This is a genomic window from Vibrio parahaemolyticus (genome assembly GCF_900460535.1).
GTDB classification, from domain to species: Bacteria; Pseudomonadota; Gammaproteobacteria; order Enterobacterales; family Vibrionaceae; genus Vibrio; species Vibrio parahaemolyticus.
In genome coordinates this window covers 1752954-1770924 of the sequence record NZ_UHIL01000001.1, presented here as the reverse complement: position 1 = coordinate 1770924, position 17971 = coordinate 1752954, and the positions used below count along the sequence as shown (strand labels likewise).

Annotated in this window: 17 protein-coding genes and 1 pseudogene; 13 read left to right on the top strand and 5 right to left on the bottom strand. The window is 45.9% G+C overall.

Annotated elements, in window-relative coordinates; genetic code table 11:
- Positions 1-54: 54 nt before the first annotated feature.
- Positions 55-549, top strand: a complete 495-nt coding sequence (locus DYB02_RS08695; RefSeq protein ID WP_025509788.1) for an NlpC/P60 family protein — start codon at positions 55-57, stop codon at positions 547-549.
- 62 nt (positions 550-611) lie between these two features.
- On the opposite strand, the gene DYB02_RS08690 is transcribed toward DYB02_RS08695, so the two are convergent.
- The 3 genes from DYB02_RS08690 to DYB02_RS08680 form a co-directional block, all read right to left on the bottom strand.
- Complete coding sequence (locus DYB02_RS08690; protein ID WP_005453925.1) at positions 612-956, bottom strand: DUF3802 family protein; 345 nt, start codon at positions 954-956, stop codon at positions 612-614.
- Positions 957-1096: 140 nt separating this feature from the next.
- The gene (locus DYB02_RS08685) at positions 1097-2059 is read right to left on the bottom strand and encodes a GGDEF domain-containing protein (protein WP_005453915.1); all 963 of its coding nucleotides are present in this window, start codon (positions 2057-2059) and stop codon (positions 1097-1099) included.
- A complete protein-coding gene (locus DYB02_RS08680; RefSeq protein ID WP_005488594.1) occupies positions 2059-3030 on the bottom strand; it encodes a response regulator in 972 nt (323 codons plus the stop codon). Before DYB02_RS08680 ends, DYB02_RS08685 begins: the two co-directional genes overlap by 1 nt.
- 224 nt (positions 3031-3254) lie before the next feature.
- Here DYB02_RS08680 and DYB02_RS08675 point away from each other — a divergent pair, with 224 nt between their 5' ends.
- Together DYB02_RS08675 and DYB02_RS08670 are read left to right on the top strand one after the other, a co-directional pair.
- Entirely contained in the window at positions 3255-4121 is an 867-nt protein-coding gene (locus DYB02_RS08675; RefSeq protein WP_005455078.1) for a fructosamine kinase family protein, read from the top strand.
- A 283-nt stretch (positions 4122-4404) separates the two neighbouring features.
- Positions 4405-4599, top strand: coding sequence for a CPXCG motif-containing cysteine-rich protein (locus DYB02_RS08670; protein WP_005396219.1), 195 nt, complete (start codon positions 4405-4407; stop codon positions 4597-4599).
- Positions 4600-4707: 108 nt separating this feature from the next.
- On the opposite strand, the gene DYB02_RS08665 is transcribed toward DYB02_RS08670, so the two are convergent.
- Positions 4708-5319 carry a riboflavin synthase gene (locus DYB02_RS08665; RefSeq protein ID WP_020840658.1) on the bottom strand — a complete coding sequence of 204 codons (612 nt, stop codon included), beginning with the start codon at positions 5317-5319 and terminating at the stop codon, positions 4708-4710.
- A gap of 287 nt (positions 5320-5606) precedes the next feature.
- Between DYB02_RS08665 and DYB02_RS08660 the strand changes: the two genes are divergently transcribed.
- Positions 5607-6977, top strand: a complete 1371-nt coding sequence (locus DYB02_RS08660; RefSeq protein WP_015296717.1) for an MATE family efflux transporter — start codon at positions 5607-5609, stop codon at positions 6975-6977.
- 142 nt (positions 6978-7119) lie between these two features.
- Complete coding sequence (locus DYB02_RS08655; RefSeq protein WP_029804792.1) at positions 7120-8130, top strand: DUF3080 domain-containing protein; 1011 nt, start codon at positions 7120-7122, stop codon at positions 8128-8130.
- On the opposite strand, the gene DYB02_RS08650 is transcribed toward DYB02_RS08655, so the two are convergent.
- Positions 8120-8962: a DNA ligase gene (locus DYB02_RS08650; RefSeq protein WP_029845658.1), complete on the bottom strand. Its 843-nt coding sequence runs from the start codon at positions 8960-8962 to the stop codon at positions 8120-8122. The genes DYB02_RS08655 and DYB02_RS08650 overlap by 11 nt on opposite strands.
- 376 nt (positions 8963-9338) lie before the next feature.
- On the opposite strand from DYB02_RS08650, the gene DYB02_RS08645 reads away from it, so the two are divergent.
- The 8 genes and pseudogenes from DYB02_RS08645 (at position 9339) to DYB02_RS08605 (ending at position 17962) form a co-directional block, all read left to right on the top strand.
- On the top strand, positions 9339-9659 hold the full coding sequence (locus DYB02_RS08645; protein WP_005454817.1) for an STAS domain-containing protein: 321 nt from the start codon (positions 9339-9341) through the stop codon (positions 9657-9659).
- 26 nt (positions 9660-9685) lie between these two features.
- A complete protein-coding gene (locus DYB02_RS08640; protein ID WP_005495092.1) occupies positions 9686-10588 on the top strand; it encodes an OmpA family protein in 903 nt (300 codons plus the stop codon).
- Between the two features lie 77 nt (positions 10589-10665).
- Positions 10666-12687, top strand: a pseudogene (locus tag DYB02_RS08635) (SLBB domain-containing protein); the annotation flags it as partial.
- Positions 12687-13373: a CpsD/CapB family tyrosine-protein kinase gene (locus tag DYB02_RS08630; RefSeq protein ID WP_029806154.1), complete on the top strand. Its 687-nt coding sequence runs from the start codon at positions 12687-12689 to the stop codon at positions 13371-13373. The pseudogene DYB02_RS08635 and the gene DYB02_RS08630, both read left to right, overlap by 1 nt.
- A 12-nt stretch (positions 13374-13385) precedes the next feature.
- Positions 13386-13766, top strand: a complete 381-nt coding sequence (locus tag DYB02_RS08625; protein WP_029806152.1) for an Hpt domain-containing protein — start codon at positions 13386-13388, stop codon at positions 13764-13766.
- Positions 13767-14037: 271 nt separating this feature from the next.
- Positions 14038-15582 (top strand): sigma-54-dependent transcriptional regulator, encoded by a 1545-nt coding sequence (locus tag DYB02_RS08615; protein WP_025520510.1) that lies wholly within the window; start codon positions 14038-14040, stop codon positions 15580-15582.
- Positions 15557-16627, top strand: coding sequence for a glycosyltransferase family 4 protein (locus tag DYB02_RS08610; protein ID WP_041955146.1), 1071 nt, complete (start codon positions 15557-15559; stop codon positions 16625-16627). The genes DYB02_RS08615 and DYB02_RS08610 overlap by 26 nt, the downstream gene beginning before the upstream one ends.
- A gap of 150 nt (positions 16628-16777) precedes the next feature.
- Entirely contained in the window at positions 16778-17962 is a 1185-nt protein-coding gene (locus DYB02_RS08605) for a glycosyltransferase (protein WP_029805288.1), read from the top strand.
- Positions 17963-17971: the final 9 nt, after the last annotated feature.

The following is a 17971-nucleotide window of genomic DNA, read 5'->3' as shown; positions in this document are numbered from 1 at the left end:
AGCCCATACTATGGATTGGTTATGACATTAATATTTCAGTTATGAGTCATACAGATGACAGGTGAAGATTTGCGTCGTATATATTTTCCTTTGATAATCAGTGCTCTACTTTCAGCTTGTTCGTCTGGCCCAGAGCTGAGTGAGCAGGTTGAAGTAACTGTACCCACCAATCAGTTATTGTCTAATAACCCTGACTTGTTTCAGTTTTACAACGAGTGGCACGGCACGCCCTATCGACTTGGTGGAACACAAAAATCTGGAATCGACTGTTCGGCTTTCGTTCAAAGAGCCTTTGTCGAAGCGTATCAACTCGCCCTACCAAGGACGACAAAGCAGCAATCCACACAAGGCGTTGAGCTGAGTTGGACGGATGCCAAACAAGGAGATTTGGTGTTTTTTAAAACTCGACGAAGCACCTACCACGTTGGAATCTACTTGGGGAACAAGCAGTTTATGCACGCATCAACGTCTAAAGGGGTAATTATCTCGAGAATCGACAACCCTTACTGGGCGTCCAAGTTTTGGCAAGTAAGAAGAGTTACCTTGTAACCCTTCTTATTGTTGGAATAGTGTTTAGCTGAATATTAGGGGGCATACTCGGCATTTGAACATTAGTCGTAAGTGGCGACTGCGGTATCAAATAGGTTTTTCACTAACGCAATGTATTCATCTAGAAAAGCAATCTGTTCGTTCGTTGCTTTCTTGCTCCACACACCCGCTAGCACTTCACCAAGGTCTTCTACAACGGCATCTGCTTCTTTTAGCAGTTTAAAACGTACGCTTGAGTGAAGCTCAGGGTTTTGCTCAAAGATCGCCATGATGTTTGAAGCAACCATGTCAGTAACCACATCTTCGATGCTTTCGGAACCTGTATCGCCAATTTCCGTTGTGAAAATATCTAGATTAAGCGACAAATGCTCAATGAGAGCGAGATACCCATCGGTTTCTACAACCACTGTTTTTCTCCGTTTATTGCAAGCCTTCGTAGCTGAAAGCGAATTAGTTTCAATAGTAAGACATGCCGAGAAAATTTCATTAACTTATTTCATATTAATAAACATTCATGCACTAACTGGATGTTTTTCAACCAATTAGGTTAATCGCATTCATGCAAACAAGTTTGGTTTCGCCCATTTTCTTTTGCACGGTATAACGCCGCGTCAGCACTCTTTAACCATTGAGTATGACTTTCAAAATAAGGCTTATACTCGCAAACACCAATACTTATCGTGTAATTAATCAAAAAATCTTCTACTTTCACGATCTCTTGCTCAATTCTCTTACGTAATCGCTCAGCAAAATAGCACGCTTGCTCTTGGTTGGTATGCGGCAATAGCACAGTAAACTCTTCGCCACCGAAGCGGCCACAAATGTCACTGCTGCGCGCGGTTTTACGAAGTAAAGCAGAAGTACGACGAATTACCTCGTCACCCGTTGGGTGGCCATAGGTGTCGTTTACTTTTTTAAAGTGGTCAATATCGAAGATAACCAGAGAACATGGTCCGTCGATCACTTTGAGGTGCGCAAACTCATCTTTTAATGATTGCTCCCAAAATGCTCGATTAAACAAACCTGTTAAACCATCTTTTCTGCTGATCTCAGACAAATGCTGATTGGTTTCTCGCAAATGGATTCGGTTTCTCGCCGTTTCGGAAACATCGTTCACTTGAATCGCAATATGGCTTACTTCGCCAGAAAGTGAACGCAATGGCGTGATAACGATGTCTTGAAACATAAAGTCACAGCTGTTGGAAACCGGTGAAAAGTTGTTGAATTTAAAAAGGTATGGTCGGTTTTCCCAACTGGAGAAGGAACGAGTCTCAAGATCAGCAGAGGCCTTTAGTTTCGTTTCCAACCACGTTCGTGGTAGTTCGTCGAAATGATCGAACAAGCATTGACCTAAAATATCTTGAGACAGCACACCGCTGTAAGACTGCATAAAGCTGTTCCAGACACACACGTTATATTCTGGATCAAGAACAATGAGCCCAGAATCCATGGTATCTAAAATTTGTGTGACCCAATGAAAGTCTGCTATGTCCAGCGTGATATCGGACATCAGATTAACTCCATGATTTCATAAATAATTTCTACTGATGGTTTGTCTATTAGAAATAATACTTCACACTCAAAATCGAGCGCTTCCGCCATGTAGGTATATTCGATGGTAAAGAGTTCGCCTGATTCTCCTTGTTCTTCATTGTAAGGAGTGATTGTATCGACGATGCCCGGCTGACGAAGTGAAAACTGCTTATCAAGTTGGTTCCCTAAAGAGGTTAGGAATGACGAAACCAGCAAGTTAGAGACATTTAAAATAATTTCATTATGAGGCGTAAATTCGAGCAGATACCCCAACCTTTCGCCAATTTGATTGATATCTTTCCCACGTAGGCAAACCAACGCCTCTCCGTGTATGCCGCCGCCAACAAAGCGCTGCGAAACCGCTACAGAGCTATCTCGCCCAATCACGTCCACCAGCGTCATATGCAATTCACCATAGGACAATGGCCCAACATGAGGAACTGGCAACTGGATAAACTCATGCAAGTGATCAGCCATAATGGCCGCCCCTTTGCCTAGCGCAATGTTGGCAATTTCACGAAACTTGGCAAGGGATGAAAGCTCTTCTTGGCTTTGTGCAGAATTAAGCTCCATTGATGTTCGCTGTGCATAATGCAACCCAAGACGCTCGTACAGCGGGATGACTTGTTCTTCTGACAACGGCTTTGCGATAAAATCCATTGCCCCTAACTCTAGGCAGCGCTGCTTTGCTTCTTGTTGTACATCACCCGACACGATCACGATCTGAGTTGGATAATGGCTTACGGGTAAAGACTCAAGAACCTCGAAACCGTCCATAATGGGCATCGTTAAATCGAGGAACAAAACGTCAATATTTTGTTCGGCTAAGATTTTCAGCGCCTCATTCCCGTCTTGGGCTTCGATAAGGTGCAATGAGGTATCTTGTACGATGGTTCGAGCGATAAGCTTACGAGCAACCGCCGAGTCATCACATATCAGTATTTTCATGCCACCAATGGAACTAAAGTCAAAAAAATAATCATACCTGTTGTAAACAAATTGCTCCATATGTTAAGCCGACAAATCATAGGCTTATAGGAGATTTGATTCACACTTATAAAAAATAGGTGTTTTTAATCAAAGTTTTCTTGCCGAAGTATGCTCAACTCCGCGCCAATCTCTTGTCGTTTATCCTAAACTATTGGTGGTCAAATAGATTCGCGAGGTTTTGTATGTGGCAAGCAATATCGCAACAACTTTCTGATACTTTACTGTTTGAATATCAGATCACCGAAAAAGTTCGACTATCCGGCGGAGACATTAGCGAAAGCTATATGATAAACGACGGTGAGCAACGCTATTTTGTCAAAATCAACGACCGAGAATTCTTGCACAAGTTTGAAGTTGAGGCCGAGAGCCTGCACTTGTTACGCGAAACTTCGACAATATTTGTCCCTGAAGTGGTATTGGTCGGTAAGACCAAAAACAACGCTTTCATTATTTTAAACTACCTTCCTACCAAACCCTTAGATGACCCTGAAAACAGCTTCAAATTTGGTCAACAATTAGCTCAACTGCATCAATGGGGAGAACAGAAAGAGTTTGGTTTCGATACCGACAATTATCTCGGTTCCACCCTGCAGCCGAATCAATGGCACAAAAAATGGTGCATGTTCTTCGCTGAGCAACGTATTGGTTGGCAACTGCAGTTATTAAAAGAGAAAGGCGTGACGCTAGTTGATATCGACGACTTTATTGACGTTGTAAAACAGCTTCTTGCGAACCATACGCCAGAACCGTCTCTTCTACATGGTGATTTATGGAATGGTAATGTCGCTCTCACCGCGTTTGGCCCGATTTGTTTCGATCCTGCATGCTATTGGGGGGACCGAGAATGCGACATCGCGATGACTGAATTGTTTGGAGGGTTCCAACCTGAGTTCTATCAAGGGTATGAATCGGTGATGCCATTGCTGCCTGGCTATCATGAACGAAAAGATATCTACAACCTCTATCACATCCTCAATCATTGTAATTTGTTCGGTGGGCATTATTTGGAGCAAGCTCAGCTCACTATCAATAAAATTATTTCTTACTGATTTGGAAGGCACAAGCCACTGCTTTGTGTCAATTTTCGAGGCACATCACTCAAGCTACAGACCCCAGATTCAAGGTTGAGTTTGGGGTCAAGTTTTGTACTTATTTCGAATCAATTAGCAACAAGTCCACCTAATATCTAAGTAACTTATCTTTAGATTGTGCCTGAGACGTTGGCATAAATGGCGTTTACGCGATTTGTGAATGGTCAGGCAAAGTAAGTGAAAGGGCTGTACTTCCTTAAATATTGAGTTTTAAAAGCCCTGCAATACTAGGAGTTGTTGTATGAAAAATTATACTGAAAGGCATGTTAAGTGCCCGCATTGTGGGCACTCAATAGGCATAACATTGGATGCCAGTAATGGGGATCAAGAGTTTTATGATGATTGCCCGGCTTGTTGCCATGCGATTCATTTAAATATGCGCGTGGACGAACTTCAAGATAAAGTCGAGTTGTTTATTGATGACAACTACGAGTAGCCACCCTCGGTATTGTTTTAAATCCATTTAAAATAGAAAAAGGAGCCTCTTTGCTCCTTTTTCTTCATCTATATGAGGCCAATATATAAGGCCAAATCTGCGTTCCAGCTACAACTGTTTAGCCGCCAAAACGCGCTCAACAGTATCAACGATAGCTTGAGTTTGAGGATCGAATTCAATGTTCACCTTGTCACCCACCTGTCGACTGCCAAACAAGGTTCTTTGTAAAGTTTCAGGAATCAAATGCACAGAGAAACGGTTTGCTTCAACTTCTCCAATGGTTAGCGAGCAGCCGTCGATACCGATGTAACCTTTCGCAAGAACATATTTCATCGACTCTTGTGGTAACTCAAACCAAATTGTGCGGTTGTTCGGCGTATCAATCACATCCACAATATTTGCCATTAAGCTAATGTGACCAGACATACTGTGCCCACCGATTTCGTCACCAAATTTAGCAGCGCGCTCAACGTTAACGGCGCTTCCTTCTTCGAGAAGCCCCAAGTTGGTCAACGCAAGCGTGGCTTGCATCAAGTCAAAGCTGACTCGATTTCCATCGATGTTCGTCACAGTTAAACAGCAACCATTATGCGCAACAGACGCACCAATTTCTAACCCTTCAATTAACGCGCCATCGAGTTCAATGACGTGAGTTTGAAAACGCTCTTTCTTATCAATCTGAACAACCTTCGCTGTTCCTTGCACTATTCCTGTAAACATGTCTTTTACCTACTGATGCAATATAAACGTTGGCTATCCGCACAGACACTGAAGTCCCGCGACATTTTGCCTTCTATACCTAAACAATCATTCGAAGAAAGCCAAAATGAGAATCGCTTAGGTATAGCATATGCACATACAATTGTTTATCATTTGCGCGGAGTTTCTCCGAGGCATTTTTTCACCTTATCGTGACTAAAATCAACCATCAGATCAGTTCATCACATCTTTTGTCCTCGAGCACTCCCTTTCTTTCAATCTTATTGTTCCGCTCTGGAGTATTTTTCGTGCATCGCTATAAAGAAGAAGCATCGAGTCTAATTAAATTGGCTACCCCTGTATTGATCGCGTCTGTCGCTCAAACGGGCATGGGTTTTGTCGATACCGTAATGGCAGGTGGCGTTAGCGCAACTGACATGGCTGCGGTATCTGTCGCTTCAAGCATTTGGCTGCCATCTATTTTGTTTGGTATTGGCCTGCTTATGGCTTTGGTTCCTGTTGTGGCGCAGCTTAACGGATCTGCGCGTCGCGAAAAGATCCCATTTGAAATTCAGCAAGGTGTTGTCCTTGCGTTGTTAATCAGTATCCCGATCATTGGTGTGTTACTGCAAACACAGTTCATTCTACAATTGATGGACGTAGAAGCTGTGATGGCAGATAAAACCGTCGGCTACATTCATGCTGTGATTTTCGCTGTGCCAGCTTTTCTTCTCTTCCAAACTCTGCGCAGCTTCACTGATGGTATGTCATTAACCAAACCAGCGATGGTGATTGGATTTATTGGTTTGCTGCTGAACATCCCGCTTAACTGGATTTTCGTTTACGGTAAATTTGGCGCGCCTGAGTTGGGTGGCGTAGGTTGTGGCGTAGCAACCACCATCGTCTATTGGGTTATGTTCGCGTTGCTGTTGGCGTATGTGATGACGTCATCACGACTAAAAAGCATCAATGTGTTTGGCGAATACCATAAACCACAATGGAAAGCGCAAGTTCGCCTGTTCAAACTGGGTTTCCCTGTTGCAGCGGCACTATTCTTTGAAGTGACACTGTTTGCTGTAGTGGCGCTGTTGGTATCACCACTTGGCCCAATCATCGTTGCGGCGCACCAAGTTGCGATTAACTTCTCTTCGTTGGTATTTATGTTGCCAATGAGTGTAGGTGCTGCGGTAAGTATTCGTGTTGGTCACCGTTTGGGCGAAGAAAATGTCGACGGTGCACGCGTTGCATCTCGCGTCGGTATTATGGTTGGTCTTGCTTTAGCAACGATTACAGCGATCATCACAGTACTGTCTCGAGAACTGATTGCTGAGCTTTACACCAATAACCCTGAAGTAATCACACTAGCGATGCAGTTATTGCTGTTTGCCGCCGTTTACCAATGCACTGACGCCGTTCAAGTAATCGCAGCCGGTGCACTTCGTGGCTACAAAGACATGCGCGCGATCTTCAACCGTACATTCATCGCGTATTGGATTCTTGGCCTTCCTACTGGTTACATTCTTGGTCGTACAGATTGGATTGTTGAACCAATGGGCGCACAAGGTTTCTGGCTTGGCTTTATCATCGGCCTGACCGCAGCTGCGTTAATGCTTGGTGTTCGCCTTCGTTGGATGCACCGTCAAGAGCCCGATGTACAACTTAACTTTTCTCTGCAGTAATTCTGCTCACCATTGGTGACGGTTTACAACAGAACGTAAAAGCCAGCATTCGCTGGCTTTTTTGATCTTCATGGCAAGTTGTTAGGTATACTTTTTGACAACGTATTAATTGAGTAACACAAGCAAACAGATAAGGAAGTTCGTGAAAATCCTATTCTTCGCATTACTCGCTTTGCTCAGCGGTTGCAACGGTTGGACGAATCCAGAGCGCGCAATCTTTGAAAAGTACCATCAACGTTTAGCGAACGTACTCGACGTTCCCCCGAGAGAGCTGGACGAGGTTTCCGCTATCACGATTCCTGATAAAAGGGCTTTGTATCAAGAGCTGCCAAGATTGTCGCTAGGGTTACTAGAGAGTTACCAGCTGCGCCAATGCGGCCTGTTCAACCTGATTGCGGAAAAGAACTCCCAATTGGGCAAAGTACAAGACCCTTTCCATGACCTGGATTACCAGACCACTTTGCTCAACACGCTCAATGGTTGTTTGACTGAATACCCCTTGAGCGAAGACGAACGCACGACATTAACTCGCCTGTATGAACAAAAATGGCAGCATCTTCCCGTTCATCTTGATAACGTTCTCCTCACAAGCGAAACCATGCGCAAGCAACTCACCGCTTCAAGTTGGTTATCAGCCAAAAGCCGCAATCAAACTGCTCATGTCAGTAAAACCTTTCATGCGTTAAATGCCATGTATGAGACGCCTAAAGGGGTCATTTCGCGCTTACCCTCTTTCTCCTTCGTGCAATATCAAGAGGAAATGGAAAAGTCTCGCTTGATGGGTAAGGTTTACTTCACCTTGAACAGCACTTCTGAGTGGCTTGATGTCACCACAAAATTGCTAGAAGAAAATCAGGAGCGCATTGTGTGTGGAAAGAATCGAGACGCCACACCATTTCGCTATTTGAAAAATGTTTTCCAGTCAATTTATGTTGAAGAAGTACAGCCATACCTCGCCTTTGTCGACAGTACATATCAGCAGTTGAATGATGGTGCAATACTCATTGAGCAGAGAATGGAACTTCATGGGGAAAGTTATGGCGTGATAAAAGCGCATGAGCAATTTAGAACAAAGACCCTCGAACATGTTAAGTTCTGGCAGGGTCTTTTTAAACGTTGTGGCGTGGTAGTTGGAAACTCACCTACTCCTTGAATCGTTCTCTCAAAAAGCGAGCAAATCTTGGTTTCCCCGTATGGGTAAATCCGTTGTATCTAAACGTAATGGTAGAACCGATTTTCGGCGGATGGCGACGAACTTCATCCGTAAAACCGCTGCCGATGTAAAACTCTGTACCATCTGGCAAACGCACGAGCATTGCGCCCATCATCCCAAGCAAACGCCCCGTTCCCGGTTTGTAGCCAACCACTTGAGCTTCCGTGTCGGCGTAGCGCTTTAGCTTAAGTAAGTCGCTTCCTCTGCCCGCTTGGTAACGGCTCGACACTTTACGCAGCATCACGCCTTCGCCATCGGACAAGGAAATTTTATCCAGTTGAGCAAACAAATGTTGCTCATTTTGGATGGCTCGGTGCTCAACGTATTTGATGTGGTGCTCATCAATATCAAACACTAAATCCTGAATGTTGTAATAACGTTCTCGGTAATCTCCTGCGGAATACGGCATGTCAAACACCATAAAATCGATTTCGCGCCACGCGCTATCAATTGGTGTTTTATCAAGAACGGTTTGCTGAACAATGTGAAAATTTCCGCGTCCGGCCCAAAGTTCACCATCCAATGGATAGTTCGGGAGTGACTCAGTGAACCACTCGGGCGCATAAATTCGGTTTCCGTTGCGGGTCACGAGGTGTTGACCTGTCCAGTAGGCTCGAATTCCATCGAGTTTCTCACTGTACCAATACTCAGAAACATCTATTCCATCTTGATAGGTTTCAGCAAGAGAGACGGGCGGAGCTATAGGTGTATTCGCTTGGGGCTGCGCAGATGCCATAACGGCAAGGGCAATCAATGTCATTTTTAATGGCATGGGGGAACCTTGTACAAAAAAGCATCTTTATTGAAACGTAACTCCACCGATTTACCTATTTGTCAGTGTTAATTATTCGACTCAGAACAATCAACATAAGTAATGATTTGCAATGTAAATCATAAAGTTTAGACAGGTATTGCATTTGTTTTTTCAGCTCACGTTAATGGCACGGTTATAAAGCCAAACTCTCCTCTTCAATTTTCAATCTGCATCTAAATCATCGTTCATTTTTGATTCTCAAATTGAGAACTGGGCGTTTCTCAATTTGAACATCACACTGCAATCACTTTAATTGATTGAAATTATTGAATTTAAATTTTGGCACGCTCCCTGCTCTACGAGATTAGGAAAGAACCTAAATGGAGATAGGATCATGGAACTACGCAAACTTGAAATCACCCAAGACAAACTAGCGATTGAGATTTTTGGTGACTTGGATGCAAACGGCTGTCGTCAAGCCCAACATCACATTGATGAAGTAATTCACAACAATCATCACAAAGAAGTCGAAATCAACCTCCAGCACGTCCAATTTCTTGATTCCTCAGGGATTGGTGCCATTGTTTACTTATATAAGCGCCTAGTTGAACGTGAACGAAGCATGAGTATTGAAAACGTATCAGGTCAGCCATTAGAAATCATGAGCTTGCTACGTATCAACCATGCCATTCCCGTCAACTCAAAAGGACACTAAAAATACCGGTTTAAACGGAGGTTGGCATGGTAAATCTAATACGACGAAGTGTAGTTAGCGGTCTCGTTGTCGGCATGTTTGGTTGTTCGTCATTTGATTATCCCGATCATGGTCAGGGTGGATTGGCGGAAAGCTATCAAGATATTTCGATTGAGAACTATCAGTTCTCGCCTGTTATGCCAGATGAACCATTGGGCCCAGAGCATGGATTGCGATTCGATTGGCAGTTGACCAAGCTTCATCTCGACGCTTTGATTCAAGAAGGCGCTCGTTGGTGCTTCCCTGCTGCAGTGGTGCAAGCACTCGAGAAGCAAAATCGCATTGCTCGTGAACTAGAAGGCGGTTTACTGCTTGATGCCGCCAATGACCTGGTCATCCAGCGTCGTCGATTAAACCAGCTTGAGCAGCAACTCGACTACGTACTTACACAAACCACTTGCACGCCGCCGGATGACATCGATGCACTAAGGAATGACTTAAACATCGTCGCCGATATTTATGCGCTGCTCAACGTCGACAATCAGTTTGCCATTGATTCTGCGGAGATCAATCCGAAGTACATGGGACACTTGGCAGAAGCCGCTTATATTCTGCGCGACCACCCTGCTCTGTCTCTGGTTGTCACTGGCCATGCGGACGTAACGGGTACGCCTGAGCACAATAAAAAACTAGCACAGGAACGAGCCGAGCAAGTTAAACGATACTTAAGTGTGTTCGGTGTAGCGTCAGACCGTGTGCAAACCAAATCTGTTGGCGACACATTGCCTTTGTATGAGGGACAAACGCCAGCCGTGCGCCTAACCAACCGTCGTGTGAGCATCGAAGTTCTCAGCGCAAACTCTGATAGCAATGCGCCAAGTAATCACAATTTACCTAACAAAGGCAACATGCCAACGAGCGCAAGCGGTTCGATAGGAGGCGCGTTATGAGCATTTTCAAAACGTTTTTTGCCTTGTTCATGATGTGCGTGCTCGCTTGGGTAACCCCTCTGCATGCCGCAGAGAACGACACAGTAAAAGTTGGTGACTTAGTACAGATCAACCTGCCCGGCGAAGCATCGCTAAACCAAGGTTTTCAAGTGGACCGCCGCGGACGAATCAACTTACCGGAAATCGGTCCGGTGTTTGTTGCTGGTTATAACGAGCAGCAATTGCAAGATGTCATTATTGAAACGCTGAAAACCGTCTATCGAGACGTGAATAACGCTCGCGTGTTCATTAAACAGCAACAACTGCTTGTCTCCGTGCAAGGCTACGTTGTTAAGCCGGGTGAATACACGTTGCCCGCAGGTTCTAACATCCAAATGTTTGTTTACGAAGCTGGCGGACTCCGCGCTGGCGCGCAGCTCGACAAAATGATCGTCAAACGTGGCGATCAGAACATCGAGTTCGATTACAAACGCTTTTTGGATACAGGCGACAACAGCCAGCTACCCAAGCTGGAATCGTTAGACGTGTTATTTGTGCCTGCTTCCCCATTGGTCGGCAACATTGAGCAAGAGTTCGATGCAGCCAAACTCGCCAACTCTGGTGACAGTGCCGACTCCGCCCGCGCAATCAAAGTGTTCGGTGAAGTGAACGCCCCGGGCTCATTTACTTACAAGCCAAACACCACACTTGTCGATGTGGTCATGCGCGCTGGCGGTGTTACTCGCTACGCGAGCGTTGAGCAAATTCGCGTGATTACGAACAACACACCAACCATGTTCAACTTGAAAACCTACCTAGATACTGGCGATCAAAGCTTGCTGCCTGAGATATTGCCTGGCGCAACCATCTTTGTTCCTAAGCAGGAAGAAGAGATAAAAGCTGGCGCGAACGTAGTTTATATCATGGGTGAAGTTGCGCACCCGGGAGCTTACGAAGGTAAACAAGGCGCGAGCTTTATGGACATTCTGGCAAACGCGGGAGGCCCAACTCGTTACGCAGAATCACGCCAAATACGAGTGATAAAAGCCGACGGTCAGGTGATCAAATTCGACTTAACGGCGCATACTGAAGGGCTCTCTTCCGTAGCTCCACCAAAAGTGAGCGCCGGCGACGCGATATTCGTACCGGAAAAAACCGACTTTAATGAAAAGTCATGGTTAAAAGTCGCACCAAGTCGCGCCGTTGCCGTAATGGGTGAAGTCGTTCGTCCAGGCCGAATCGAATGGTCGGATGAAATGGACCTCATTGATTTGCTGGCTCACGTTGGCGGCCCGACTCGCCGTGCCGACACCTCCAAAATTGAAGTGGCCAACAACGGTCAAATGACGAATTTCGATTTAGACCAGTACATTTTAGATGGTTCGCCAGCGTCTAACTTGCCACGCGTTTCTGCCGGCACGGTCGTGCGCGTTCATGCACTGCCAGACGACCCTTCCGACAACAAATCTCAATGGGTCAGCCAAAGCTCAGACGCGTCCATTTACGTGTTTGGTCAAATCAACGCACCTGGTCGCTATCGCTTCACGGACGAAATGCACTTTCTCGATATTCTTTCGGCCGCCGACGGCCCGACGATGGATGCCGATATCCACAATATTCGCGTGACTCATCGCGGCTTAGGCTACGCAAAAGTGAGCAAACTAAATCTGTCGATGTATTTCGAAACGGGAGATGAATCTATCCTGCCAGACGTGCGCCCTGGCGACACTATTTACATTCCGGAGAAAAACAAAAACTGGCTCGACCGTTCTAAAGAATCCACCGTGCGCGTACTGGGTGAAGTACGAGATCCGGGACGCTACGTGTTCAACGACAACATGACGGTTTTAGACTTATTAGCAGAAGCTGGTGGCCCAACAAACAGCGCTTACCTTGAGAAAATTAGCATCGTCAATATGTCGTGCTGCCAAGGCCAAGCGAGAACGTTCGACCTCGTAAACTTCAGCAAAACCGCCAACATTTACGATTTGCCTGTCATTCGAGCTGGGGATACGATTTACATTCCTCATAAAGATGAAAGCTTTGCAGAAAAAGCGCGCGCTGGTTTGAGAGACATTCTTCAAATCACCACCACCATCGTGTTAATAGGAGCGCTGTAATGACCATTCCTGCGACTCATGCTGAAATCGAGCAAATCTATCTGCAAAGTGAACAAAAGGGGCACAGATCGATTTGTGTGGTGGGCTGTAAATCTGAAGAAGGCGTTACGTCTGTTGCCTCTTCTCTTGCCGAGCGCCTTATCTTGGCAGGTTACAACACGTTATATGTAGACTTGAACTTATTCAAACCCGCGTATCACACGGTGCACGAGTTTGATGATGACGCAAATGTCGGTCATTTAATTACGCGCAAAGATGCGCACCAAACGCTGGTGGGATTGCCTGCCCCGTCGTTGGCAAGCACCAAACTGGCGTATCGAGATCCAACCGCACTGAGGAAAAACATCGAGACATGGTTATCTCAGTATGATCGCATTGTCATCGACACCTCTCCGTTGCTCAGTGTGAATAAGAGTAACATTCCACCGCAAGTCATCGCGGGAGTTTGTGATGCAACGCTTCTGGTTGCTCATTACGGGTCTACGACGACAACGCAACTTGAGCAAGCCAAAAAGCTGCTTGAAACAAGCGATGCCAATCTGATTGGCTCGGTGCTAAACATGAAACACACTCCGAGCCTAAAAGACGAGCTGATTCGCCAAGTCGAAAAGCTGCGTTTTCTACCGAAAAAATGGAAAGACAAACTGGCCCAGCAGATTAAAAAAAGTGAACTGTTTATGTTATAGGGAGCGCTTATTATGAATTCCAATACGGCACAACACATTGAACAAGAGTTGGTTGATGAGCTCATTCTCCAGCAAATGATTAAAGACACCTGCGCGGAGATCATTCCCACGTTGATTGAACACTATATCGAAGAGTCTCGCGAACGGATGCAAAAAATTGAGCGGGCGTTGGGTGAGCATGACCTAGAAAAACTCGAGTTTGAAGTCCATACACTTGGCAGTTCTGCACTGGCATTAGGCAATCGCCCATTGTCTCGTCAAGCCAGAAGCATCGAGAAACATTGTGTCGAAGGTAAAACCCAACAAGCATTGGAACTGTGTGCAGCATTGCCTTTACTGGCTAAACGTTCGTTTGAAGCGCTCAACCTGCGCAAGGCTCAAGGTTTTGAGTAACAAGAAGAAAACCCGCAAAACCATATGAACCATCGCACTTATTAAAGTGCGATTTGGTCTTCATCTTTTAAAATTCATACCGCGCTTAATCAATTAAAAAGTAAAGAATTTTCGCAATATCCCTGCCCTGTGCTAATACTTAACTATAACTTTTCTCAAATTGAGAATCTTCTAGCGACTTGAGGATGCTTATCTATTTTTTCTTTCTCATCAATCTCCAAGTGAGCTGGCAGAATCATAACAATGAATCAGATTAAGTTGGGATAGGACTATGAGACCAAGGGTGTTACTGGTAGAAGACTCTACCTCATTAGCCATACTTTATAAGCAATATGTGAAAGATGAGCCTTACGACATTTTCCATGTCGAGACAGGTCGTGATGCCATTCAATTCATTGAACGCAGCAAGCCTCAACTGATCATTTTGGATTTAAAACTTCCAGACATGTCGGGGGAAGACGTGTTGGATTGGATCAATCAAAATGATATTCCCACTTCGGTCATCATCGCCACCGCACACGGCAGCGTCGACTTAGCTGTAAACTTGATTCAAAAAGGCGCTGAAGACTTCTTAGAAAAACCCATCAATGCCGACCGTCTTAAAACCTCTGTGGCACTGCATCTAAAGCGAGCCAAATTGGAAGACTTGGTAGAAAACATTCAGTCTACCTTCGATCGCCACAACTATCATGGCTTCATTGGTTCAAGCCTACCGATGCAAGCGGTATACAAAACGATAGATGCCGTCGCACCAACCTCGGCCAGCGTCTTTATCGTCGGTGAAAGTGGCACGGGTAAAGAAGTGTGCGCCGAAGCCGTTCATCGCCAAAGTGATCGCAGAGATAAACCTTTCATCGCCATCAACTGTGGTGCGATACCACGAGATTTGATGGAAAGTGAGATTTTCGGTCACGTTAAAGGGGCGTTTACTGGCGCAACCACAGACAGAAAAGGCGCAGCAACATTAGCCCACGGTGGGACGCTATTTCTCGACGAGCTGTGTGAAATGGAACTGGAAATGCAGAAAAAGCTACTGCGCTTCTTACAAACGGGCACTTACACCCCACTTGGCGGCACAAAAGAGATGAAAGTCGATGTACGTATCATTTGCGCCACCAACCGAGATCCACTTACAGAGGTGGAAGAAGGACGCTTTCGCGAAGACTTGTATTACCGTGTTCACGTTGTGCCGATTGATATGCCACCTTTGAGAGAAAGAGGAAGTGACATTGTCACGTTAGCCAAACATTTTCTCACAACTTATGCCAAAGAGGACAAGAAAAAATTCTCTAACATTGATACCGAAGCGCAGCACGTGATCAAACATTACGAATGGCCTGGCAACGTAAGGCAGCTACAAAACATCATTCGTAATATCGTGGTACTCAACAATGATGAAAAAGTCACGGTGGCTCACCTGCCCGCTCAGTTAACTCAAAAGAAAACGCAGGCAAGAACCGTAACCCCTGTGCACGTCGAATCATCAAGCCCGAGCAACAATCTCAACGGACATAATGCTCCAGCGATGCAAACACCACCCATTGAACCAGTGCAACCTGTTCAAGAGGTGCCTGCTCAACAAACACAGCCTACTGTCGGCGTTGAAACACCGAGTCATTCCTTATCGCCGTACTTTAATGCAGACGGAAGTATCCGACCAATGTGGCAAGTCGAACGTGAAGCGATTCAAAACGCGATCGCTTATTGTGATGGTAACGTGCTCAATGCCGCGGTGATGCTGGAGCTAAGCCCTTCAACGGTCTATCGTAAAAAACAAGCGTGGGAAGCGGATGAAGTTAATCTCGAACAATCCTGATTTACCCATGGTGGGCGAAGTTTGGATTTTTGTTGATAGCCGCATTTTTGGCGGCATCGAAAGCCACATATTAGAGCTGGCAAAAGGCATTCTCGCGTTCGGGCACGCCGTGCGTATTGTGTTGCCAACGGAGTACACACCTCAAGCGCAGCTTGTAGAGAAAGCGCAAGCGGCAAACATTCCCACCAGCTATTTGCCGCAAATATCTGGCGTTCCTTTGAATACAATTGCGATCAAGCACCTCACCAGTGCTGTCGCGCATCACCAACCGAGTGTACTGCACACTCACGGCTACAAGGCGAGCATACTGGCTCGCACCGCCAAACTGCTCACTCGCACTTTTCCGCGTTTGGTTTCAACTTATCATGCCGGTGAGTCGTCATCGGGCAAACTGTGGCTTTACGACGGGCTGGACAGATGCTCAGGCTATCTCTCGGATCACTGCTTTGCAGTAAGCAAAAGTATTCAAGATAAAGTGCTCTGCCCCTCGCAACTGCTCAACAACTTTGTCGCGCTACCAAGCATGAACAGCCACTATCAAGAGATCTCGTTTGTTGGTCGCTTAAGCCATGAAAAAGGCGCAGATCAATTTATCGAGTTAGCGAAAGCCTGCCCCGATTATCGCTTCTCTATCTATGGCGATGGGCCTGAGCGACAAACCTTAGAGACAACCGCACCAGCGAATGTCATTTTTCATGGTCATCAAACCGATATGAACGCGGTATGGGAAAATATCAGCGTATTGATCATCTCTTCTCGCTTCGAAGGACTACCCATGGCGGCACTTGAGGCAATGGCACGCGGCATTGTGGTGATCAGTCTAAAGGTCGGACGTTTACCCGACATCATTCAAACAGGCAACAATGGCTTTATTGCCGATGATGTCCCCGCTCTCGCACTCAATCTGCAACACTGGATGGCGATGGAGAAAAGCCAACAAGAACGAATCCGTAAAAACGCACGCCAAACGATCGTAGAGCAGTTCTCAACAGAGAGCGTTATTCCCGTATTGCTAACGCAATATCAAATTGAGATGGATAACTAACCCATATTGGTTCTCAAATTGAGAATTTGTCTCGCTGCCTCTTTGTTTTCATTTCCTCATCTATACATTTCAATCACTTAAACCAATAGCATATTTTGGCATCTCGGTTGCAGTAGTCGAATTAGATTAACGATAAGACCGAGGTGACTTATGACTACTCCAAAACGCATTCTTTACGTTCATTATGGTGATAACTGGATTCGCGGCAGTGAAGTGGTACTACTCGATCTTATCTTGGGTATCGACCGAGACAAGTTCGAGCCAATTGTCTGGTCGAACTGCCAACCTCTGATTGAGAAATGCCAAGATCTTGGTATCAAAGCAGAGCACTCTACGTTCAATCTCGTCGGTGGCTGGTGTGCGCCGCGTTGGGACATCACGGGTTGGAATAACCTGATCAAACAAGGGTCAGCGCTCATCGAGAAGCACAATATCGACCTCGTTCATGTCAACAGCGGTGGCCCTTGCCAGTGGATGTCCTTAGCCGCGCGCATGAATCATGTACCTCTAGTCACGCAATTGCATTGTCACTACACGCTGCGCGATCGTTTTTCGCTTGGCTTGCACCTTTCGCCGAAACTGATCTGTGTGAGCAAAGATGTAGGCCGTGAAATTCTGCGCGATGGTTATCCAGAAGAGCAACTGCACGTAGTGCACAACGGCGTCTCTTTGGATGACTCTGAAGCGCCTATCGACATCAAAGCGCGCTTGGGGATTCCTTCCAATGCGTTCACCTTCCTTTCGGTTGGTTCGCTGATCAAACGCAAAGGGTTTGACCGCCTCATTCATGCTATGCGAATGCACAACTACCATCAAACCAATCCACATCTCGTGATTGTCGGCGACGGTGAAGAGCGCGAAAACTTGAAGCAATTAGTTACCGACCTTGGTATGCAAGACCGCGTGCACTTCGTCGGAGAACAGACCAATGCAGGCGCTTGGATGTCGGGCAATGCTGACGCTTTCATTAGCGGCGCATACGAAGAGGCTTTTGGTCTAGTCGTAGGAGAAGCGGCATTAGCAAAACTGCCAATCGTAGCACCTAAAACTGGAGGTATTCCCGAATTGTTCGAGCACAACCATAGCGCCCTTCTTTATCCAAACCAGGGGATGGCGGGACTGCTGAATGCGATTCAATTGGTCATGCAAGATGCCGACTTGCGAGAAAAACTGGCTGAAAATGCCTACCTACATGCTAGCCAAAACTTGACCACGACCGCTTCCGTCAAAGCGATTGAAGCAATTTATGAAACCGAGCTGGAAAACAAAACTGTTGTACCGATGCCAATGGCGCAGTGCATGAAACCCATTTCCCGCTGGTTGAGCATCAACTGAGGAACAGAT